Annotated in this window: 16 protein-coding genes, 16 tRNA genes, 3 rRNA genes and 3 pseudogenes; 4 read left to right on the plus strand and 34 right to left on the minus strand. The window is 45.2% G+C overall.

The features are described 5' to 3' along the window. Positions 1 to 32: 32 nt before the first annotated feature. Positions 33 to 305, minus strand: coding sequence for a hypothetical protein (locus tag M1E09_RS16960; protein ID WP_456272016.1), 273 nt, complete (start codon positions 303 to 305; stop codon positions 33 to 35). 237 nt (positions 306 to 542) lie between these two features. On the opposite strand from M1E09_RS16960, the gene M1E09_RS16965 reads away from it, so the two are divergent. Beyond that, a complete protein-coding gene (locus tag M1E09_RS16965; RefSeq protein WP_456272017.1) occupies positions 543 to 815 on the plus strand; it encodes a DUF1292 domain-containing protein in 273 nt (90 codons plus the stop codon). 182 nt (positions 816 to 997) lie between these two features. Here M1E09_RS16965 and M1E09_RS16970 read toward each other — a convergent pair whose 3' ends face one another. The 3 genes from M1E09_RS16970 to queG form a co-directional block, all read right to left on the minus strand. After that, positions 998 to 1,735: a hypothetical protein gene (locus M1E09_RS16970; RefSeq protein ID WP_456272018.1), complete on the minus strand. Its 738-nt coding sequence runs from the start codon at positions 1,733 to 1,735 to the stop codon at positions 998 to 1,000. A gap of 25 nt (positions 1,736 to 1,760) precedes the next feature. Beyond that, positions 1,761 to 2,978: a Bcr/CflA family efflux MFS transporter gene (locus M1E09_RS16975; protein ID WP_456272019.1), complete on the minus strand. Its 1,218-nt coding sequence runs from the start codon at positions 2,976 to 2,978 to the stop codon at positions 1,761 to 1,763. Between the two features lie 544 nt (positions 2,979 to 3,522). Next, complete coding sequence (gene queG, locus M1E09_RS16980; RefSeq protein ID WP_456272020.1) at positions 3,523 to 4,659, minus strand: tRNA epoxyqueuosine(34) reductase QueG; 1,137 nt, start codon at positions 4,657 to 4,659, stop codon at positions 3,523 to 3,525. Positions 4,660 to 4,781: 122 nt separating this feature from the next. On the opposite strand from queG, the gene M1E09_RS16985 reads away from it, so the two are divergent. Then, positions 4,782 to 5,447 carry a B3/B4 domain-containing protein gene (locus M1E09_RS16985; protein WP_456272021.1) on the plus strand — a complete coding sequence of 222 codons (666 nt, stop codon included), beginning with the start codon at positions 4,782 to 4,784 and terminating at the stop codon, positions 5,445 to 5,447. Between the two features lie 68 nt (positions 5,448 to 5,515). Here M1E09_RS16985 and M1E09_RS16990 read toward each other — a convergent pair. Further along, a pseudogene (locus tag M1E09_RS16990) lies at positions 5,516 to 6,190 on the minus strand (sugar phosphate isomerase/epimerase family protein); the annotation flags it as partial. On the opposite strand from M1E09_RS16990, the pseudogene M1E09_RS16995 reads away from it, so the two are divergent. Further along, positions 6,132 to 6,290, plus strand: a pseudogene (locus M1E09_RS16995) (sugar phosphate isomerase/epimerase); the annotation flags it as partial. The pseudogenes M1E09_RS16990 and M1E09_RS16995 sit on opposite strands and share 59 nt — an antisense overlap. Here the strand turns inward: M1E09_RS16995 and M1E09_RS17000 are convergent. From M1E09_RS17000 to M1E09_RS17110, 23 genes and pseudogenes are all read right to left on the minus strand, one after another. After that, positions 6,270 to 6,500 (minus strand): hypothetical protein, encoded by a 231-nt coding sequence (locus M1E09_RS17000; protein WP_456272022.1) that lies wholly within the window; start codon positions 6,498 to 6,500, stop codon positions 6,270 to 6,272. The pseudogene M1E09_RS16995 and the gene M1E09_RS17000 sit on opposite strands and share 21 nt — an antisense overlap. A 124-nt stretch (positions 6,501 to 6,624) precedes the next feature. Next, a pseudogene (locus tag M1E09_RS17005) lies at positions 6,625 to 6,936 on the minus strand (extracellular solute-binding protein); the annotation flags it as partial. A gap of 92 nt (positions 6,937 to 7,028) precedes the next feature. Continuing rightward, complete coding sequence (locus tag M1E09_RS17010; RefSeq protein ID WP_456272023.1) at positions 7,029 to 7,514, minus strand: carbohydrate ABC transporter permease; 486 nt, start codon at positions 7,512 to 7,514, stop codon at positions 7,029 to 7,031. A gap of 259 nt (positions 7,515 to 7,773) precedes the next feature. Then, positions 7,774 to 7,847 (minus strand) — tRNA-Gly (locus M1E09_RS17015). Positions 7,848 to 7,863: 16 nt separating this feature from the next. Beyond that, positions 7,864 to 7,948 (minus strand) — tRNA-Leu (locus tag M1E09_RS17020). Positions 7,949 to 7,955: 7 nt separating this feature from the next. After that, a tRNA-Cys gene (locus M1E09_RS17025) sits at positions 7,956 to 8,030 on the minus strand. Between the two features lie 5 nt (positions 8,031 to 8,035). Next, a tRNA-Gly gene (locus M1E09_RS17030) sits at positions 8,036 to 8,110 on the minus strand. Positions 8,111 to 8,115: 5 nt separating this feature from the next. Continuing rightward, positions 8,116 to 8,190 (minus strand) — tRNA-Gln (locus tag M1E09_RS17035). 46 nt (positions 8,191 to 8,236) lie between these two features. Then, positions 8,237 to 8,312, minus strand: a tRNA-His gene (locus M1E09_RS17040). A gap of 12 nt (positions 8,313 to 8,324) precedes the next feature. Then, a tRNA-Trp gene (locus M1E09_RS17045) sits at positions 8,325 to 8,398 on the minus strand. 136 nt (positions 8,399 to 8,534) lie between these two features. Continuing rightward, positions 8,535 to 8,618, minus strand: a tRNA-Tyr gene (locus M1E09_RS17050). 12 nt (positions 8,619 to 8,630) lie between these two features. Beyond that, positions 8,631 to 8,706, minus strand: a tRNA-Thr gene (locus M1E09_RS17055). Positions 8,707 to 8,717: 11 nt separating this feature from the next. After that, a tRNA-Phe gene (locus M1E09_RS17060) sits at positions 8,718 to 8,793 on the minus strand. A gap of 164 nt (positions 8,794 to 8,957) precedes the next feature. Further along, positions 8,958 to 9,034 (minus strand) — tRNA-Asp (locus tag M1E09_RS17065). A 6-nt stretch (positions 9,035 to 9,040) separates the two neighbouring features. Beyond that, positions 9,041 to 9,114: transfer RNA gene (locus M1E09_RS17070), tRNA-Met, on the minus strand. A gap of 28 nt (positions 9,115 to 9,142) precedes the next feature. After that, positions 9,143 to 9,218: transfer RNA gene (locus M1E09_RS17075), tRNA-Val, on the minus strand. Between the two features lie 103 nt (positions 9,219 to 9,321). Then, positions 9,322 to 9,396: transfer RNA gene (locus tag M1E09_RS17080), tRNA-Glu, on the minus strand. Between the two features lie 13 nt (positions 9,397 to 9,409). Continuing rightward, positions 9,410 to 9,501, minus strand: a tRNA-Ser gene (locus tag M1E09_RS17085). A 4-nt stretch (positions 9,502 to 9,505) separates the two neighbouring features. Next, a tRNA-Asn gene (locus M1E09_RS17090) sits at positions 9,506 to 9,580 on the minus strand. A gap of 7 nt (positions 9,581 to 9,587) precedes the next feature. After that, positions 9,588 to 9,704, minus strand: a 5S ribosomal RNA gene (rrf, locus tag M1E09_RS17095). Between the two features lie 134 nt (positions 9,705 to 9,838). Next, positions 9,839 to 12,774, minus strand: a 23S ribosomal RNA gene (locus tag M1E09_RS17100). A 256-nt stretch (positions 12,775 to 13,030) separates the two neighbouring features. Further along, positions 13,031 to 14,582, minus strand: a 16S ribosomal RNA gene (locus M1E09_RS17105). Together the 16S, 23S and 5S rRNA genes with 16 tRNA genes alongside form the textbook arrangement of a ribosomal RNA operon. Positions 14,583 to 14,925: 343 nt before the next feature. Further along, entirely contained in the window at positions 14,926 to 15,801 is an 876-nt protein-coding gene (locus M1E09_RS17110) for a nucleotidyltransferase-like protein (protein ID WP_456272024.1), read from the minus strand. Positions 15,802 to 15,953: 152 nt separating this feature from the next. Here M1E09_RS17110 and M1E09_RS17115 point away from each other — a divergent pair, with 152 nt between their 5' ends. Beyond that, complete coding sequence (locus M1E09_RS17115; RefSeq protein WP_456272025.1) at positions 15,954 to 16,301, plus strand: YgzB family protein; 348 nt, start codon at positions 15,954 to 15,956, stop codon at positions 16,299 to 16,301. A gap of 57 nt (positions 16,302 to 16,358) precedes the next feature. Here the strand turns inward: M1E09_RS17115 and perR are convergent, their stop codons facing one another. The 6 genes from perR to M1E09_RS17145 all read right to left on the minus strand — a co-directional run bounded on the left by perR (position 16,359) and on the right by M1E09_RS17145 (position 20,494). After that, positions 16,359 to 16,799, minus strand: coding sequence for a peroxide-responsive transcriptional repressor PerR (perR, locus tag M1E09_RS17120; protein ID WP_456272026.1), 441 nt, complete (start codon positions 16,797 to 16,799; stop codon positions 16,359 to 16,361). Positions 16,800 to 16,892: 93 nt separating this feature from the next. After that, on the minus strand, positions 16,893 to 17,447 hold the full coding sequence (locus M1E09_RS17125; protein ID WP_456272027.1) for a cob(I)yrinic acid a,c-diamide adenosyltransferase: 555 nt from the start codon (positions 17,445 to 17,447) through the stop codon (positions 16,893 to 16,895). Between the two features lie 3 nt (positions 17,448 to 17,450). Then, positions 17,451 to 18,401 (minus strand): D-2-hydroxyacid dehydrogenase, encoded by a 951-nt coding sequence (locus M1E09_RS17130; RefSeq protein ID WP_456272028.1) that lies wholly within the window; start codon positions 18,399 to 18,401, stop codon positions 17,451 to 17,453. Between the two features lie 243 nt (positions 18,402 to 18,644). After that, on the minus strand, positions 18,645 to 19,115 hold the full coding sequence (gene bcp / locus M1E09_RS17135) for a thioredoxin-dependent thiol peroxidase (RefSeq protein WP_456272029.1): 471 nt from the start codon (positions 19,113 to 19,115) through the stop codon (positions 18,645 to 18,647). A 58-nt stretch (positions 19,116 to 19,173) separates the two neighbouring features. Beyond that, positions 19,174 to 19,605: an ion channel gene (locus M1E09_RS17140; RefSeq protein WP_456272030.1), complete on the minus strand. Its 432-nt coding sequence runs from the start codon at positions 19,603 to 19,605 to the stop codon at positions 19,174 to 19,176. Between the two features lie 103 nt (positions 19,606 to 19,708). Continuing rightward, positions 19,709 to 20,494: an ABC transporter permease gene (locus M1E09_RS17145; protein ID WP_456272031.1), complete on the minus strand. Its 786-nt coding sequence runs from the start codon at positions 20,492 to 20,494 to the stop codon at positions 19,709 to 19,711.

The raw sequence follows: 20,494 nt of genomic DNA on the forward strand, positions 1-20,494 counted from the left end.
TACTTTTTGCCGTGGATGATATCAATTTCAGCCTATTCTTCAGGTTCTTCATCCTTTTCTTTCACATCATCCAATGGCAGCCACTCTAACAGCTCAGCAATCACTTTGTTCACTTTTCCATTCACTTCTTCTTTACCATATTTAATGACCGCTTTGCCCAAAAGTCCTTCATTTTCTTCCGTCAGTTGCAGCAAAGGTTTATCTTCGACTGATTCATTATAGAGTTCAATAACCGTATCAAGGCCTTCCGATAGTTGATCGATTGCCTGGCTGAGCTGATTTCTTTCTTTGTCATCTACCTTCATGTACTGCCCCCTCCTTTTGAGTGTTTTTTCATAGTATGTCCTTCCATGTTTTTTTCATTTTTAGCCTGACCCTCTGCTGCTGGTGAAAAAGCTGTTGGCTGACTTTCACTTCACTTATAAAACAACCTTTACTTTCAGGTGGAATATTCTTTCATTCCTGAATTATCCTCACAGCACATTAACCAAGAAACCATGGACAAAATAGAAAGGTAAATCCAATACACTGGGGGAACGATCATGCATGATATATACAGGGATACGATAACGGTTGAGGATGGATGCGGCATTCAGGAAGAATTCACAGTAGAGGCCTTATTCGAAATGAAGGGGCACTCATACGCCATGCTGAAATCGGCCAGAAACCAGACAATTGTTATGAAAGTCGAAGAAGATGATGAAGAGCAGTACCTCGTTAATATTAAAAGCCAGGAAGATTATCATTCACTATTAGATGCTTATCAGGTAGCGGTTGAAGGAACAGAAACCCTCGAACCCGACCAGCCTCAATAAAATGCAAAAGCGGCTCGTTTAACCCCGTGGGGCCTAAGCTGGATGCAGAACCGCCGCCAAGATTCTAAACACATGTTTTTTTATCAAATAAAAAAGTGAGCTCCTCCCAAGGCGGCTCACCTTTTCATGTTCAGGTTATGAATATTTTTGCAATCAACTTTCTTCCCATCAAGTATGATAAATCAAAATGTTTCTTTAAGTAAAGCCCTCACTTCTTTCCTCCTCATTCTTTTCCGATCCCCCATCCAGAAAACCAAGCTGCTTAATACGAGAATGAGGGCGATAATCCAAAACAATGGCCTGATTCCGAAGTCAGTGAGGGTGAACATTCCCAAGGAGGGACATATAAACCTTCCTAACTCCTTGAAGTTATGGGCGCCATAATAACTTCCTCTCAAATGTGCCGGCGCCAGCTGGTCTATCAATATCGTTCCAGAAGGAAAACAAAGGACCTCCCCTGATGTATAGACGACCATCACCAAAATCAAGCCTGCAACATTCTCAGAACGCAAATCCGATGCCTCCAATAGCATAAAACATATTCCCCATATAGGTACTCCAAATCGCCGGGAATCGCTCAAAAACGGCCGAAAGAGGCTTTGTGTAATCACCACTACCGCAGCATTCACCGTCATGAGCCAACTGAAGACCAGGACACCCTCTTCAAAAGTTGCTGCAAGGTGGCTGGAAAGCGGCGCAAGCGGTGCAAAAGCTATTTGGGTCAAGCCTCCCCCTGCCGAAAAGCAAACTAGAACTCTATCCTTTTTTAATATCGTAAGAGAATCAAAGAATTTCACAGGAAGTCCAGGTGCTGAATTACCGGCAGCAATTCCGAACGTACTCAACAACGAATGTAATAAGCCAGAATAGACGATGTAGGATAATCCTGTAATGATAAATGCATTGCCGTTTGTTGACAATCCTGCTTAAATGTAAATATTTTCTTTATTGTGTATTATATTCTTTTTTTCGCCCATCCTGAGTCATCCTGAAGAAAGTCAATGCCCCAAGAAAAGAAGTAATGAATAACACCGCCCCCATTGGCACGGCAGTCGATTCATCAATCCCAACCAGTGGAGCCACAATCGCCCCGACAACTAATGGCAGCATCCCAAGCAAGGCACTGGCACTCCCTGCCCGGTGTCCCTGATGCTCCATTGCCAAGGTAAAAGTACTCGTCAAAACCATTCCCATCGTAGTCATATAAATGAATATCGGCATAACAATCGCTGCCAGAGGACCTTCTATGATTGTCATTACCAGAAGGAATGACGTTGCACTGACAGCGGTGATCACGGCGATTTTCAACAGCCTTCTTTCATGGATGATTCCGCCGAAACGTCCGATGATAAAGCTCCCGCTTATGATTGCCAGGCCATTGATGCCAAAAAGGATACTGAATGCCTGCGGCGACACTCCATATATTCCCTGATAGACGAAAGGTGTTCCGGCTACATAAGCGAAGCTTCCTCCATGAATGAGTCCGATTGTGAGGACGTATCCGATATAGGACCTGTCCCTAAACAGGCTCCCCATGGTTCGAATGGAGCTCCCGGCTGTGCTTGGGATACGTTTTTCCGGAGGCAGCGTTTCCTTTAATTTAAAAGCAATGACAGCCACAATAATAAAACCGAGAAAGCCCAAAAAGTAGAAAATCGTATTCCATGTCGCAAACGGCAATAGCAAAATAGCTCCGCCAGCTATTGGTGCAGCCATTGGCGCTGTAGCATTAATGACCATCAATAGGGCGAAAAACTTGGTAAGCTCCCTTCCGCTAAAAACATCCCTGACAACAGCCCTTGACAGTACGATCCCTGCTGATGCTGTGAAGCCCTGTAAAAAGCGGGCAGCCACTAAAATCGAAATACTCGGTGCCAGTGCACAGAGTATGGATGACAATGCAAATAAAAAGATAAATAATAATAACGGCTTTCTTCTCCCCTTTGCATCACTGATCGGCCCGACTACTACCTGGCCTGCAGCCAAGCCCAGCAAACAGCTTGTCAGGCTCATCTGTACCAATGAAGCCGCCGCATTTAAATCTTCTCCTATTTCCGGAAAGCTCGGTAAGTACATATCAATATTAAGCGGTCCCAATATGCCGAGCATTCCAAGCAGAAATGCCAGCCCGATCCGTTCCTTGCCTGTAGGTTGCTGAATCATCTGGTTCAAACTTCCTTCCTATCTGTTCATACCTTAAGTTCAATTGATTCTAGCAAAGAAGATGTTATCGAGACAATCAATTTGATTTGCTCTTTTTGGTATGGAACCAGAAGTGAATGATTTACTCTAGGCCATTTATTCCCTTTGAAAAACTTGAGAAATAACGGGAGAAATTCCGCTTATTTAAGAAAAAGCACGAAAAACAGTAAAAATAAGCTGAGAAATTCCCCTTATTCTCTTTACAAGATGTGAAAGTGGTTCATTTGGCTGTGATAAGGGGAAAAATTCCCTTTATATACCCTAAATCGAATGCTAATCCACAGCTTAAGGGGAATTTCTCCCCTTATTTTAGATAGGATTATTCATGCCTTTCAACAGGCATACCTCCTGCTTCAATGAAATGAAGTGATAGGGAAACCTGCTTATCCTACTACCATGAAGGGAGAATTTTTTATACCACGCCATAAGCTCTCTGAATCCCCCGCCATAGCCAGGGGGTTCAGGACCATCATAAAAACAGCCTAAGCGCAGGAGCTTAGACTGTTTAATTTGCTGAAATCATTTCCAGCCCTTTATTGATCTCATTGATCACTTCTTGTTCTTTCTCTTTTTCCAAGCTTCGGTGAAGGGCTGCTTCTGCTTCATCTCCACCGATTTTTCCCAACGCCCAGGCAGCCGTTCCACGGATGACTGGTCTCACGTCATTTTCCATAACAGAAATAAGGTCTGGCAGAGCCGTTTCATCTTTGTAATGAGCCAGTGCAATGATTGCATTTCGCTGTATCGGCTTCTTTCCTCTCCAGGAACCTGACACATGTCCATACTTCTCTTTAAAGTCCCTGTTGCTGATCGTCAATAGCGGTTTCAGAAGGGGCTTTGCAATTTCAGGGTCAGGCTCCATTTCCCAATGGTTATGGAAGTCTTTCCCCTTATTTTCGGGGCAGACCGTCTGACAGGTATCACAACCATATAACCTGTTGCCAAGCTTTGTGCGGAATTCATCGGGAAGGAATCCTTTGGTCTGTGTCAAAAATGCAATGCAGCGCTGGGCATTTAACTGCCCGCCTTCCACCAGCGCACCGGTTGGACATACGTCCACACACTTGTTACATGTGCCACACTGGTCCTCCATCGGCTCATCCGGCTCGAAAGGCAGGTTTGTCACCATTTCACCAAGATAAACATAGGAACCGAATTCCGGGGTGATAATCGCACAGTTCTTCCCGCTCCAGCCAATCCCGGCTCGCTGGGCAACGGCCCGGTCGACAAGTTCCCCTGTATCAACCATCGACTTAAAGCGGGCTTGCGGAACTCTGGAACGGATATAGCTCTCAAGCTTCGATAACCTGTCTCTCAGCACATCATGGTAATCCGTTCCCCACGACGCCCTGCAAAAGATGCCTCTTCGTTCTCCCCGCTTGCTTTGGGGAGCATTCTTCATTTTTGAAGGATAGGCGAGAGCAATCGCAATAATCGATTTCGGTCCATCGAATATTAAGGAAGGATCTACTCGTTTTTCAATATCTTTTTCTTCAAAGCCGGATTGATAACCCAGCATCTCCTGCCTCAGCAGCCGGTTCTTCATTTCGGAAAAAGTATCTGAAGTAGTGAATCCAATTTTATCAATGCCAATTTCTTTACTGTATTCGATAATATCCTTTTTCAACTGATTAAAGTCCATCACTCTCTCCTCCTTTCTTATCTATGTAAGTATCTATATAAGTAAAACGTTAATTCGTCTGATATGAAATAGAGCCGTGTCCTATGATAAACTATTTTAAAATAAATGTGGAGGGAAAATAAGTGGAAATTACGATAAACCCTGCAATTATGTCGAAAGTTGAGAATTTCAAAGCCGGATTTATCCAGTATCGTGATATTGAAGTCGGACCGTCCCCCCAAATGCTGAAAGGCCGGCTGCAGCTCTTTCAGGAATCCATCTTCTTTGATCTTCAAGAGAAAAACGTGACGGAGATAGAAGGAGTCGCTCAATGGAGAGACATCTTGAAAAAGACTGGAAAAGATCCGAACAGATACCGCCATTCAGCTGAAGCCTTATACAGAAGAGTTAAAAAACAAAACTACCTGCAATCAATTAATTCAGCGATTGACCTGAATAACTTCTTCTCCCTTCAGTACGAAGTACCAATAGGAATCTATAACAGCGACCAGCTGCAAGGAAACCAAGTTGAGCTGAGGATCGGTGCTGAAGGGGAAAGTTACAAAGGGTTAAACGGCCGCGAAAACTCATTAGAGAACTTGATTGTTGTCAGTGATGAAGAAGGGCCGTTCGGCAGCCCGTTTGTAGATTCAGACCGCGCTCCTGTCGGCGAGGGAACCAAGAATGCTGTCCAAATAATCTATTTAAAGCCGTCCCTGTCATTGGAAGAAAGTGAAAAGCTGACAAAATCATTGATGGATATGTTTCTCTCCATTCATGGTGGAGAAGGATCGTTTTCAGTTGTGTAAGTGAAAATATTTTAAGCTAACACCCAAAAAAGAGAACCCACTTTTGGATTCTCTTTTTTTGCGTGTATCTATACCCACCATAATTCAGCAGGCTGCTCTTCTATCAATATGGACTTAAGATTTTTCACCGCTCGTGCAAAACCTTCCTCAATGGACATGATTGGATCCTCATGTTCGATGCTGACCACATAATCATACCTACACGTTCTTAGGGCACTCATCATGTCAGACCATTGCTGCAGACTGTGTCCACATCCCACTGAACGGAAAGACCATGCTCTGGTTTGGATACTTCCATACGGCTGCATATCTGTCAGGCCGTACATGTTCACATTGTCCTGATCGATATACGTATCTTTTGCATGGAAATGGTGGATGGCCTCTTCTTTCCCAAGGATCTTAATCGCGGCAACAGGATCGATTCCCTGCCACCACAGATGGCTTGGATCAAGATTGGCTCCTATTGCATCACTCGTTTCTTTCCGCAATTTTAACAGGGTATAAGGTGTATGGACAAGAAAACCTCCATGCAATTCAAGGCCGACCTTGACATTATTCTCTTCGGCAAGCTTGCCCATCTTCTTCCAATTGGGAATCAATTTTTCTTCCCACTGCCATTTTAAGATTTCACCATATTCATTCGGCCAGGGAGATACGGGCCAATTTGGATGTTTCACTCCTTCGGGGCTGGAAATCAGCGCTTTCAGCTGCCATGGAAATCCGCTCACCCCAGATAATGCATTTGCTGCAGAATCTCATACCGCTCTGGAAAAAACAATAAAGCTGGCCGGGCTCTTAAAGGTTCCGGTCGTCAATTGCTTTTCAGGGACAGCGGGGGACCATTTCTAATAGAGAATCAAGGTCACAGTTGGCACTTCCCGGATACCCTCCTGTTCCGATTTCAACAGCAGGTTGCTGCTTTCCTGGATGCCTTCCTCCTCTATTGAATTCTTCGTATACAAATATTGTAATCATGATGGAACAGCCGAATGGAATGATTGTTGTAATCATTAAAAGGACAATCAGTTTATTTCTGATGCTGTTTTTTAGCATGGGACGACCTCCAAGTCTCACTTATACAATAGTATAGAGTGTAGAATATTATTCTTGGAAGTATTTTCTAAAAAATTCCGATAAGTTTAATATAAATAGAAAGCATGCCTATGGAGACATGCTTTCTGCCGTCCTCATCTGTCATTGGTACTTTGCCAATAGGAAGTACATGCTCCACCCAAGGCTCCTCTGATAGATCAGCCAATTTTTCTTTTCACAGCTCCAGCTCTTTAAAACCGCCGTTATTGAAAATATCCGGCTCTTCCCCTGAAGCAAACTTTGCCTTAAGAGCAGCACCATAATCGGCACCTCCGCCAACTGTTTCAAGCTTCACCTTAATATTCGGGTGCTCTGCTTCAAATTCCTTGATCATTTCAGCAAGCTAGTCGGCAATCTCAACTTTGAATTGGAAGAAATTCAGTTTTACCACGTCATTGCCTGAAGTACTCCGCTGATCTGCCAGGCAAAAACAATGACGATTCCCCAGAAGGCGGTCTTCTCATCCCCGAGCCATGGCATTTCGAAAAATCAGAAACCCGTCATCTTTCCAATGGAGGCAAAACCTTTAACAAAAATGAACTGCCATATGAACCCGAGCAACAGTCCCCCGATTACATTGGGAATAAAGAAAACAGTTCTTAAAATATTGCATGTCTTCAAAGCTGCATTTAAAAGCAGGGCAAAACTGAAACCTATTAAATTACTAATAACAACTGCAGCTATCATAAACTTTGTCGTAAATTTAAATGATTCATAGAAAGCCGGATCATTCGTAAAGATCTTCGTATAGTTCTCAATGCCAACCCACTCAACAGCTGAGCTGACTCCATTCCAAGAAGTAAAAGAATAATAAAGCCCCATCAAAAACGGAACGATTTGAATCACAAGGAAAAACAGCAGTGCCGGTCCCACAAATGCAGCATACGTCAATACTCCTTTGTACTTCTTCTTTTTCATTGCCGGCTGTATCTTCATCTCCGGACTTGCCGGACCGGTCTCTATCTTCGTCTCCACCCTTATCACCGCCTAATTAAAATCAGTTTCTTGTATTATAATGGAAGCGCTTTCTTTAATAGGTCAACAAAATTGACAAAGAAGGGGAAAAATTTTGATTAGTTATGTTGGGATAAGGAGGAGTGCTGGATGTGCTCGGTGACTGTCACTACCCGTTTTTTGAGGAGTTTTGTCGAATGGCTTATCTTTATTGGAGGGAGATCGATAAAATGTAAAAAAAGCCTTTCTCATTATGAGAAAGGCTTTGAATGTGTATGTATGGAGCGGGTGAAGGGAATCGAACCCTCATCATCAGCTTGGAAGGCTGAGGTTTTACCACTAAACTACACCCGCAATATACATATGAAATTGGTACCGGTGGCCGGGGTCGAACCGGCACTCCAGAAGGAACACGATTTTGAGTCGTGCGCGTCTGCCAATTCCGCCACACCGGCATGTGTTTGGAGGCGGCAACCGGATTTGAACCGGTGAATAGAGGTTTTGCAGACCTCTGCCTTACCACTTGGCTATGCCGCCATCAATGGAGCGGAAGACGGGATTCGAACCCGCGACCCCCACCTTGGCAAGGTGGTGTTCTACCACTGAACTACTTCCGCAAAATTGGCTGGGCTAGCTGGATTCGAACCAACGCATGTCGCAGTCAAAGTGCGATGCCTTACCGCTTGGCTATAGCCCATTGATATATTATATGTTTTTGATTTAAATATGTTCAAAATATTTAGTGGGGCGACTGATGGGAATCGAACCCACGAATGTCGGAACCACAATCCGATGCGTTAACCACTTCGCCACAATCGCCACAAATATAATTGGCAGGGGTAGTAGGAATCGAACCCACACTGGAGGTTTTGGAGACCTCTGTTCTACCTTTAAACTATACCCCTATGAAATATTAAAGTATTTGCTGTCTTTACCAGTATACCTTGCTTCGCTTCGATACGCGATTTTCAAGGACAGTTATTTTACTCCGCTTCGCTTCGTAAAGCTAAGGACTGTTATTTTCGCTTTGCGAAAAAACAATGGTGGAGGGGGGCAGATTCGAACTGCCGAACCCGAAGGAGCGGATTTACAGTCCGCCGCGTTTAGCCACTTCGCTACCCCTCCAAATATTCCCGATGGTGCCGGCAAGAGGACTTGAACCCCCAACCTACTGATTACAAGTCAGTTGCTCTACCAGTTGAGCTACACCGGCACTATCTAAAATGGTGGCTCAGGACGGAATCGAACCGCCGACACATGGATTTTCAGTCCATTGCTCTACCAACTGAGCTACTGAGCCATATTTGGTTTCGGCTTCCGCTAAGCTGCGAATTACTTCGTCAGCGCCTTTGCTCACATCCTCATGTACCTGTCAGTGCACTCCGGTGTTCACTCAGTTGCTTCCTTGAACTTCTCAGTTATCGAAACCCTCTTAGATTGAACTAAGATTTTTTTAAAAGATAATGGCGGTCCGGACGGGACTCGAACCCGCGACCTCCTGCGTGACAGGCAGGCATTCTAACCAACTGAACTACCGGACCATGGTATTGCGGGGGCAGGATTTGAACCTGCGACCTTCGGGTTATGAGCCCGACGAGCTACCGAACTGCTCCACCCCGCGACGATGTTAATCTTTTTTTAAAACTTAATGGTGGAGGATGACGGGATCGAACCGCCGACCCTCTGCTTGTAAGGCAGATGCTCTCCCAGCTGAGCTAATCCTCCGTAATGGGTTTTAAGTTTAACTTTTAATAAATCTTATTTAAGATCCTTGCGCTGATGATTTTTTAAGGAAGTTTATTTACTCCGCTTTGCTTCGTAAAAAACCTGGTGACCCCTACGGGATTCGAACCCGTGTTACCGCCGTGAAAGGGCGGTGTCTTAACCGCTTGACCAAGGGGCCAGTTAAGATATAATGGCGGAGAGCAAGGGATTTGAACCCTTGAGACAGGGTTACCCGCCTACACGATTTCCAATCGTGCTCCTTCGGCCACTCGGACAGCTCTCCATTATGGCTCCGCAGGCAGGACTCGAACCTGCGACCGATCGGTTAACAGCCGATAGCTCTACCACTGAGCTACTGCGGAATGGTAAGCCTGGCGACGTCCTACTCTCACAGGGGGAGATCCCCCAACTACCATCGGCGCTGAAGAGCTTAACTTCCGTGTTCGGCATGGGAACGGGTGTGACCTCTTCGCCTTAGTCACCAGACATTGTCTCTTTTTTAGGGACAAGTACTATTATAACGAGTTTTATAATTTTTTCAAGTGTTTTTTTAAAAATTATTCACTCAAAACTAGATAAAGTTATGAAGAAAAGAAAGTATTCCGAGTTTCGCTATAATTGTGGTTAAGTCCTCGATCGATTAGTATCTGTCAGCTGCACGTGTCGCCACGCTTCCACCTCAGACCTATCTACCTGATCATCTTTCAGGGATCTTACTCACATAAAGTGATGGGAAATCTCATCTCGAGGGGGGCTTCATGCTTAGATGCTTTCAGCACTTATCCCTTCCGCACATAGCTACCCAGCGATGCCTTTGGCAAGACAACTGGTACACCAGCGGTGCGTCCATCCCGGTCCTCTCGTACTAAGGACAGCTCCTCTCAAATTTCCTGCGCCCACGACGGATAGGGACCGAACTGTCTCACGACGTTCTGAACCCAGCTCGCGTACCGCTTTAATGGGCGAACAGCCCAACCCTTGGGACCGACTACAGCCCCAGGATGCGATGAGCCGACATCGAGGTGCCAAACCTCCCCGTCGATGTGGACTCTTGGGGGAGATAAGCCTGTTATCCCCGGGGTAGCTTTTATCCGTTGAGCGATGGCCCTTCCATGCGGAACCACCGGATCACTAAGCCCGACTTTCGTCCCTGCTCGACTTGTAGGTCTCGCAGTCAAGCTCCCTTGTGCCTTTACACTCTGCGAATGATTTCCAACCATTCTGAGGGAACCTTTGGGCGCCTCCGTTACTCTTTAGGAGGCGACCGCCCCAGTCAAACTGCCCACCTGACACTGTCTCCCACCCCGATCAGGGGCGAGGGTTAGAAGTTCAACACAGCCAGGGTAGTATCCCACCAGCGCCTCCACCGAAGCTGGCGCTCCGGTTTCCAAGGCTCCTACCTATCCTGTACAAGCTGTGCCAAAATTCAATATCAGGCTACAGTAAAGCTCCACGGGGTCTTTCCGTCCTGTCGCGGGTAACCTGCATCTTCACAGGTACTATAATTTCACCGAGTCTCTCGTTGAGACAGTGCCCAGATCGTTGCGCCTTTCGTGCGGGTCGGAACTTACCCGACAAGGAATTTCGCTACCTTAGGACCGTTATAGTTACGGCCGCCGTTTACTGGGGCTTCGGTTCGCACCTTCGCTTGCGCTAAGCACTCCCCTTAACCTTCCAGCACCGGGCAGGCGTCAGCCCCTATACTTCGCCTTACGGCTTCGCAGAGACCTGTGTTTTTGCTAAACAGTCGCCTGGGCCTATTCACTGCGGCTCTCTCGGGCTTGCACCCTAACAGAGCACCCCTTCTCCCGAAGTTACGGGGTCATTTTGCCGAGTTCCTTAACGAGAGTTCTCTCGCTCACCTTAGGATTCTCTCCTCGCCTACCTGTGTCGGTTTGCGGTACGGGCACCTTTTTCCTCGCTAGAGGCTTTTCTTGGCAGTGTGGAATCAGGAACTTCGGTACTATATTTCCCTCGCTATCACAGCTCAGCCTTCACGGTGACGGGATTTGCCTCATCACCAGCCTAACTGCTTAGACGCGCATATCCAGCAGCGCGCTTACCCTATCCTCCTGCGTCCCCCCATTGCTCAAACGGAAAAGAGGTGGTACAGGAATATCAACCTGTTGTCCATCGCCTACGCCTTTCGGCCTCGGCTTAGGTCCCGACTAACCCTGAGCGGACGAGCCTTCCTCAGGAAACCTTAGGCATTCGGTGGACAGGATTCTCACCTGTCTTTCGCTACTCATACCGGCATTCTCACTTCTAAGCGCTCCACCAGTCCTTACGGTCCAGCTTCTCAGCCCTTAGAACGCTCTCCTACCACTGACACCAAACGGTGTCAATCCACAGCTTCGGTGATACGTTTAGCCCCAGTACATTTTCGGCGCAGAGTCACTCGACCAGTGAGCTATTACGCACTCTTTAAATGGTGGCTGCTTCTAAGCCAACATCCTGGTTGTCTAAGCAACTCCACATCCTTTTCCACTTAACGTATACTTTGGGACCTTAGCTGGTGGTCTGGGCTGTTTCCCTTTCGACTACGGATCTTATCACTCGCAGTCTGACTCCCATGGATAAGTCTTTGGCATTCGGAGTTTGTCTGAATTCGGTAACCCGATGAGGGCCCCTAGTCCAAACAGTGCTCTACCTCCAAGACTCTTACTACATGAGGCTAGCCCTAAAGCTATTTCGGAGAGAACCAGCTATCTCCAAGTTCGATTGGAATTTCTCCGCTACCCACACCTCATCCCCGCACTTTTCAACGTGCGTGGGTTCGGGCCTCCATTCAGTGTTACCTGAACTTCACCCTGGACATGGGTAGATCACCTGGTTTCGGGTCTACGACCACATACTCATTCGCCCTATTCAGACTCGCTTTCGCTGCGGCTCCGTCTTTCCGACTTAACCTTGCATGGGATCGTAACTCGCCGGTTCATTCTACAAAAGGCACGCCATCACCCGTTAACGGGCTCTGACTACTTGTAGGCACACGGTTTCAGGTTCTATTTCACTCCCCTTCCGGGGTGCTTTTCACCTTTCCCTCACGGTACTGGTTCACTATCGGTCACTAGGGAGTATTTAGCCTTGGGAGATGGTCCTCCCAGCTTCCGACGGGATTTCACGTGTCCCGCCGTACTCAGGATCCACTCAAGAGGGAACGAAGTTTCGACTACAGGGTTATTACCTTCTGTGACGAGCCTTTCCAGACTTCTTCGTCTACTTCGTTCCTTTGTAACTCCGTATAGAGTGTCCTACAACCCCAAGAGGCAAGCCTTTTGGTTTGGGCTAATCCCGTTTCGCTCGCCGCTACTCAGGGAATCGCGTTTGCTTTCTCTTCCTCCGGGTACTTAGATGTTTCAGTTCCCCGGGTCTGCCTTCCATACTCTATGTATTCAAGTATGGATACTGCACCATTACGTGCAGTGGGTTCCCCCATTCGGAAATCTCCGGATCAAAGCTTACTTACAGCTCCCCGAAGCATATCGGTGTTAGTCCCGTCCTTCATCGGCTCCTAGTGCCAAGGCATCCACCGTGCGCCCTTTCTAACTTAACCAAATGGTTAATCAAACAATATCTCATAAGAGATATCCTAAAATGGCGAATTCTCGGTTCTTTCTTGACTTTCTTCATATATCTTTATCTAGTTTTCAAAGAACAATGTTTGATGGTCATCACTTATCAAAGGAGCTTTTAAAGCTTCGCTTCGCTGCGCGATGTTAATGAGGGTTATTTTGCTGTCGCAAAAACCTAATTAAACCATCAAAACTGAACAAAACAAAATCAAATCGTCACGTCTCATATATCCTTAGAAAGGAGGTGATCCAGCCGCACCTTCCGATACGGCTACCTTGTTACGACTTCACCCCAATCATCTGTCCCACCTTAGGCGGCTGGCTCCAAAAGGTTACCTCACCGACTTCGGGTGTTACAAACTCTCGTGGTGTGACGGGCGGTGTGTACAAGGCCCGGGAACGTATTCACCGCGGCATGCTGATCCGCGATTACTAGCGATTCCAGCTTCATGCAGGCGAGTTGCAGCCTGCAATCCGAACTGAGAACGGTTTTATGGGATTTGCTAAACCTCGCGGTCTTGCTGCCCTTTGTACCGTCCATTGTAGCACGTGTGTAGCCCAGGTCATAAGGGGCATGATGATTTGACGTCATCCCCACCTTCCTCCGGTTTGTCACCGGCAGTCATCTTAGAGTGCCCAACTGAATGCTGGCAACTAAGATCAAGGGTTGCGCTCGTTGCGGGACTTAACCCAACATCTCACGACACGAGCTGACGACAACCATGCACCACCTGTCACTCTGTCCCCCGAAGGGGAAAGCCCTATCTCTAGGGTTGTCAGAGGATGTCAAGACCTGGTAAGGTTCTTCGCGTTGCTTCGAATTAAACCACATGCTCCACCGCTTGTGCGGGCCCCCGTCAATTCCTTTGAGTTTCAGTCTTGCGACCGTACTCCCCAGGCGGAGTGCTTAATGCGTTAGCTGCAGCACTAAAGGGCGGAAACCCTCTAACACTTAGCACTCATCGTTTACGGCGTGGACTACCAGGGTATCTAATCCTGTTTGCTCCCCACGCTTTCGCGCCTCAGCGTCAGTTACAGACCAGAAAGTCGCCTTCGCCACTGGTGTTCCTCCACATATCTACGCATTTCACCGCTACACGTGGAATTCCACTTTCCTCTTCTGTACTCAAGTCCCCCAGTTTCCAATGACCCTCCACGGTTGAGCCGTGGGCTTTCACATCAGACTTAAGAGACCGCCTGCGCGCGCTTTACGCCCAATAATTCCGGACAACGCTTGCCACCTACGTATTACCGCGGCTGCTGGCACGTAGTTAGCCGTGGCTTTCTGGTTAGGTACCGTCAAGGTACCGCCCTATTCGAACGATACTTGTTCTTCCCTAACAACAGAGCTTTACGATCCGAAAACCTTCATCACTCACGCGGCGTTGCTCCGTCAGACTTTCGTCCATTGCGGAAGATTCCCTACTGCTGCCTCCCGTAGGAGTCTGGGCCGTGTCTCAGTCCCAGTGTGGCCGATCACCCTCTCAGGTCGGCTACGCATCGTCGCCTTGGTGAGCCGTTACCTCACCAACTAGCTAATGCGCCGCGGGTCCATCTGTAAGTGGTAGCTAAAAGCCACCTTTCCACTTTTCCTCATGCGAGGAAAAGAAATATCCGGTATTAGCCCCGGTTTCCCGGAGTTATCCCAGTCTTACAGGCAGGTTACCCACGTGTTACTCACCCGTCCGCCGCTGACTTCAGGGAGCAAGCTCCCATCAGTCCGCTCGACTTGCATGTATTAGGCACGCCGCCAGCGTTCGTCCTGAGCCAGGATCAAACTCTCCGATAGAAGTTCGACTTGCTCATTGATGCTGAAACTGTGTTTCAGCCTGCTAATTTTAAAGTGTTAGCAACTTTGTAAGAACTGTGTTCTTACTAGAATTAACGTTGACGTTTTGTCTTGTTTTGTTCAGTTTTCAAGGTTCAATCTGCGCCGCTCGTTTGAAGCGACTTTATTATCTTAACACCTCTTTGTTATTGCGTCAATAACTTTTTTCAAAAAAATTTAGAAGGTGTTGAGATTGTTTTTTGGGAAATCTCAGTCGCCACCGACCAAAAATGTAATTTCGTTCAGCGGCGACGTTTATTAATATAACAAGTATCTGATTTTAAGTCAACACTTTTATAATATTTTAATATAATTTTTTCGAAGCCCTGTAATACCTATGGAACAATCCTTGTCCTTTGGTCTCCACATTGACTGTTTCTATAATGTTCTTCTCTGCCAAATATTCAATTAGCACGCTGAGATCTACAGAATAAGGCTGGATTTCCTCATGCTCCTGAAGCTCACTGAAACTCCACTTCTCTTTCTCTTCCAGTACACTTATCAGATGTTCCGAACCAATTTTCAGCCTGGAATGAATAAGGAATTCACTTGCGAGGAATAACAGTTCTAGTCTTTTTTCAAGATTTTCTTCACTGTTACAGAGCTCCTCGTACAGCTTAAAGATCTCCGGTTCAATTTGTTTCACCTGATTCCAGACAGTCACTTCAGGGTGAAATCCATTTTCTATCACCGCAAGCCTGGCGAGATGATGCAGGGAATGCACAACGTGATTATAGGCATCAAGGTAATGTTTATTTTCAAAAAATGCTTTTCCATCAAGATACCTGCGAATTAATTTAGAGAATTCAAGTCCGATTTTAATTTTCCTTCCATAGAAAGGGAAATCCCTTAATTCTACTTTCAGGTTGCTTATATACTCGTTTCTGTCAAAAATAATCTTGCCATTGAATAACCATTCAACAATTTTTCTGTTGGTGCCTAGCAGTATCCACTCTTTGAGTTTATCCTCACTCACCATATGCATGGCGGCTTTTTGTTGTTCATATGAATAATGCTTTATAAACACCGGTTTTTCTGAATTCTTAACAATGATGAGCAGCACAATATCAAATGTGTCTGTTACGGGGCTTGATTTCTTTCGCTGATCGATCATTAGGACACCTAAAGTATTAGGGTGACTTGCTCTTTCCTGGTATATGGGTCGTAATATATCCTCCATCTTATAATTCCTCCACTTACTTTCATTGGGTTACTATTTCGACGGCAACAATAAATATCCTTCCTACTTTTTAGTCAATTTTCGACAAGGTGCTCCAAAGTGCACTAATTCCTAAGTAAATATGGTATAGTATTTTTTTAGGAGGGACAATAATGGCTAAAAAATATTCTAATAAAATTAATAAAATCCGCACTTTTGCACTAAGTCTTATCTTCATCGGCTTCATCATTATGTATGGCGGAATATTCTTCAGGGAACACCCTATAGTGATGACCATTTTTATGCTGCTTGGACTTCTTTCCATTGTCGCAAGTACTGTCGTATACTTTTGGATCGGCATGTTATCAACCAAAGCCGTACAGGTTGTCTGCCCCAACTGCGGCAAACCGACAAAAGTTCTTGGACGCGTTGATATGTGCATGTATTGCAACGAACCGCTCACACTGGATAAAAATTTAGAAGGAAAAGAGTTCAAAGAAGACTACAATAAAAAAGGTTAATCCCTGTTTCTACTATAAAATATTTAAAAAAGGAATTGCCGGCGGCAATTCCTTTTTTTAATGCGTTTCAGTATTTGTACTGCAATTATCGCATGTTCCGTATATCTCCATCCTGTGGGTGCGAACTTTGAAACCCGTGACATGGGAAGCCAACTGTTCAACTTCATCCAGTCCCGGGTAGTGAAAGTCAACTATTTTTCCGCATTCATCACAGATTACATGGTAGTGATCTGATGTTACATAATCAAAGCGGGAGGATGCATCTCCATAAGTCAATTCTTTCACAAGGCCCACTTCCCTGAAAACCCGAAGATTATTGTAGACTGTCGCTACACTCATGTTCGGGAACTTTCCTTCTAATGCTTTATAAATATCATCAGCAGTCGGGTGTGCCATTGAATGTATCAAAAATTCCAAAATCGCATGACGCTGGGGAGTAATACGGACTCCAGTTTCCTTCAGTGTGTCGATCGCTTCCTTCAATTGGACATCTGACATCGTCATGCACCTCTATTCCATAAAGATTATTACTTTATAATATTTATAATTAGTGTACTAACGAAAGCCCTGTTTTGTCAATAAATCACCAATTTATTTCCCTTCATGAAGGTGCTGTTCTTTTTCTCCCAACTGGTTATTAATATATCTTGCTGCTACAAAGAGGAAGTCAGATAGCCTGTTTAAGTAAGAAAGAACCAGAGGATTCACTCCTTCTTCAATACTTACCGCCTCTCTTTCCGCCCGCCTTACTACAGTCCGTGCAGTATGTAACGCGGCTCCAGACGGGTGTCCTCCGGGGAGTATAAAGTTAGACAGGGGCGTCAGTGCAGAATCCCATTTATCTATTGTTTTCTCTAATTCTTCAACATCTTCTTCAGTAACTTTCCATTTCACTTCTTTCCCTGCAGGTGTTGCAAGTTCAGCCCCTACATGGAACAGCGCTGTCTGAATTTTATGGAAAGCAGCTTCAAATTCTTCCCGTCCTTCAAAATATTCATTCTTAATGTAGCTTAACCCAAGACCTATCAAAGAATTCGCTTCATCACATGTACCATATGCCTCCACTCTGCTGTCCGCTTTTGAAACGCGCTGGCCGTAGACCAAAGATGTTGTCCCTTTGTCACCTGATTTAGTATATATTTTCATTTCTCAGTACCCTCTTTCTGCATCAATTTCATTTATATAATCATTCCCATTGTTAATATATGTCGTTAAGTTATTTTTAAAGATCTCAAAAGACCTGGGCAGGTAATGTTCCGTTCTGCTTGATAGATGCGGAGTGACCGTCACTTGTTCCATTTTCCAGAATGGATGAACGTTTTCCAATGGTTCTTTTTCGAATACATCCAGGAAGGCATGTGAAATCTCCTTATTCTCCAAGGCTTCAATAAGCACAGCTTCGCGGAACAAGTCCCCTCTCCCTATATTTATGAAAACTGCTGATTCATTCATACATATAAAATGCTCTTTTTTAAGCAAGTAGCGGGTTTCCTTGGTGCTCGGAAGAACAGAAATGATATAATCAGCCTCTTTTAAAGATGTTATCATGGTATCCATTGTATACATATCATCGAAGTACTCTGCCTTTTCACCGCTCGTATTGACTCCTGAAACTTTCATCCTGAACGCCTTGCCAAGCCTGGCTATTTCTCCCCCAATTGCCCCGGCTCCCAAAACAAGCATTCGCCGGCCGCAAAGCTCTGCCCCTGGAAAGTCCCGTTCCCAAATCCTGTTTTCTTCTTGCTTTCTGATTCTCGGCAGCTGCTTGGAATATTGAAGCATCAACCCAAATGTAAATTCAGCCATCGGAATCTTATGGATGCCTTTTACATTTGTCACCAGAATGTTTCTTTGTTTGATCATTTCAAGAGGCATCAGCTCCAAGCCTGCCGATACAACCATGACCCACCGAAGGTTTTCGGCTTCAAGGATATGTTCGTTTGTTAGATCTTCCCCAAACGTGACGATGACTTCAGCTTCTCCCAAACACCCTTCCGCCGACATGATGTCTTCAAAAAACTGGAACTCCACGCTCTTAAAGCTGGCCTCTATGTCCTGTAAAAGGGATTGTGGAGGAATGAATGTGAATAATACTTTCATTAGTGCACCTCTGACTGTTTAATAATAGAGCTTAGTTATTGTATGAATATTTTATCATTTCATTGAAATACAGCTCAACTTTAAGGATTCTCACGAAAAGAGAGCACCATTACAAAAAAAGAACGGCTGCACGTTTGCAGCCGTCAACGATCCGAGACTTATTGAGGAGGTATGCCCTACTTTAATCTATGTAAGAAGAAGAAAAGTGAATGGACAAAAGCCTCCTCTTAGTGAAAATAGGCTTTATTGAAGGTTTTCTTTAATATATTCCAAGGCTTCTTCTACATGTCCCTTCACTCTTACTTTTCTCCACTCCTTTGCAATTTTGCCTTCCTTATCGATAATGAAGGTTGATCGCTCAATCCCCATGTACTCTTTTCCGAAGTTTTTCTTATGCTTCCATACTCCGTATTCATCAGCCACTTTATGGTCCTCATCGACTAAGAGCAAGAAAGGAAGTCCATGTTTTTCAACAAACTTCTCATGTTTATTGCGCGGGTCGGGACTCACTCCCAGTATGACAGCATCAAGCTCTTGGAATTGTTCATGCTGATCCCTGAAGTCACATGCTTCAGTTGTACATCCCGGAGTCATATCCTTCGGGTAAAAATAGAGAACAACATTTTTGCCTTTATAATCAGAAAGCTTCACTATTTCTCCATTGTTAGCCTCTAATTCAAATTGCGGTGCTTGATTCCCTGTTTCGACAGTCATAACGGAACACTCCTATACATTTTGGTTATCTTTAGCTTAACCAAAATCACTGTCCCGCTCAACTGTTTCTCTTTTTGGAGGTGCTGTTTAACTGGCCTTCTACGATAAATGTTTTGATCACAAACGCTGCCGGAATGGTATAACCCAGCCACGACTCAATCAATGCAATCCCTCTGCCTACCCCAATTGGAGTGATATCTCCATAGCCTACAGAAAAAAGGGTGACACCGCTGAAGTACAGACAGGTAAATAAGTGCTCAAGGAATCCCCCCTGGATAATATCGCCGTTCTCGATCAAGATATCCAGGCCTTTTACTTCGAGCAGAACATAAACAAGCCCAAATCCGAGCATCAAGACAAAATAGGAGATTCCCAGCAATAGAAAATTTTTTATTGAAAGGTGCTTTTCTCTCCATTTGGAAGGAAAGAAAAGGGTTCTGAGACTCATAAACATGCAGAAAACAATCGCTGCCAAGATCGTATAGATCATCACGCACCATTCCTTATCAATTAACTTGTCTCTACATCTTACGTACGGATTCCTTAAAAAATGTTCAGAGAAAAAACCACCCTTAAGAAGGATGGCTCAGTCATCAATTTCCGGCTCCGCGATACCTTTTCACCCCTTCATTCCACAAAAACACAGAGAGGGCAAAAAATGCAGCTCCGATTGCCGGCGTTAAATAAGAAAACATGTACCATTCCTCTTTACCGAGGAAATAGGCCGCAGGATAGACACCCACAAAGGCAAACGGCAGTATCCATGTAAGCACAAACCGGATGACGCTGTTATAGATATCAACAGGGTACCTTCCGTAGTTCCCTATGTTATACATCATCGGCATAAGCGATGTCTTGGCATCAGACCAGAACCCGATGCTTGCAAGCGAGATAAAGATACCTGCATACACCAGCGCTCCACCCAGCACAAACAAAATGAAAAGGATGGGATCCAGCCAGCCTATTGATAACCCAAGATTCTTTCCTGCATAGAACATAATAAACAGACCAGTGAAAACACCAAAAAGGGACTCAAGCTCCATCCTTTCCAGTATGACCTGGAACAGACTGTGAATCGGCCTGGTCAGAATGCGGTCCAGCTCTCCTTTGACAATATACCGCTCATTGAAATCCCAAATATTGAAGAATGTTGAAAAAAGCGCAAAAGGCACAAGAAAAAAACCATAGATAAAAATGATTTCGTCGCGGTTCCATCCGCTCAGCAGCTGGGTATGCCCGAAGACGACAAGGATAAACACCAGATTGACAGCCTGGAACAGCAGGTCAGACAGTATTTCAACGACCAGGTCTGTGCGATACTGCAGCCTTGTTTTCATATACTGTGATACATACCGAAAGAACATTGATAGATAAAACAC

It is taken from the genome of Bacillus sp. AK031 (assembly GCF_053903065.1).

Excerpts from the sequence above, each read along its gene's own strand:
- M1E09_RS16960 (WP_456272016.1), bottom strand. The coding sequence starts at position 305 with ATGAAGGTAGATGACAAAGAAAGAAATCAGCTCAGCCAGGCAATCGAT.
- M1E09_RS16965 (WP_456272017.1), top strand. The coding sequence starts at position 543 with ATGCATGATATATACAGGGATACGATAACGGTTGAGGATGGATGCGGC.
- M1E09_RS16975 (WP_456272019.1), bottom strand. The coding sequence starts at position 2,978 with ATGATTCAGCAACCTACAGGCAAGGAACGGATCGGGCTGGCATTTCTG.
- queG (WP_456272020.1), bottom strand. The coding sequence starts at position 4,659 with ATGGACTTTAATCAGTTGAAAAAGGATATTATCGAATACAGTAAAGAA.
- M1E09_RS17000 (WP_456272022.1), bottom strand. The coding sequence starts at position 6,500 with ATGCTAAAAAACAGCATCAGAAATAAACTGATTGTCCTTTTAATGATT.
- M1E09_RS17110 (WP_456272024.1), bottom strand. The coding sequence starts at position 15,801 with ATGGAGGATATATTACGACCCATATACCAGGAAAGAGCAAGTCACCCT.
- M1E09_RS17115 (WP_456272025.1), top strand. The coding sequence starts at position 15,954 with ATGGCTAAAAAATATTCTAATAAAATTAATAAAATCCGCACTTTTGCA.
- perR (WP_456272026.1), bottom strand. The coding sequence starts at position 16,799 with ATGTCAGATGTCCAATTGAAGGAAGCGATCGACACACTGAAGGAAACT.
- M1E09_RS17125 (WP_456272027.1), bottom strand. The coding sequence starts at position 17,447 with ATGAAAATATATACTAAATCAGGTGACAAAGGGACAACATCTTTGGTC.
- M1E09_RS17130 (WP_456272028.1), bottom strand. The coding sequence starts at position 18,401 with ATGAAAGTATTATTCACATTCATTCCTCCACAATCCCTTTTACAGGAC.
- bcp (WP_456272029.1), bottom strand. The coding sequence starts at position 19,115 with ATGACTGTCGAAACAGGGAATCAAGCACCGCAATTTGAATTAGAGGCT.
- M1E09_RS17140 (WP_456272030.1), bottom strand. The coding sequence starts at position 19,605 with ATGATCTATACGATCTTGGCAGCGATTGTTTTCTGCATGTTTATGAGT.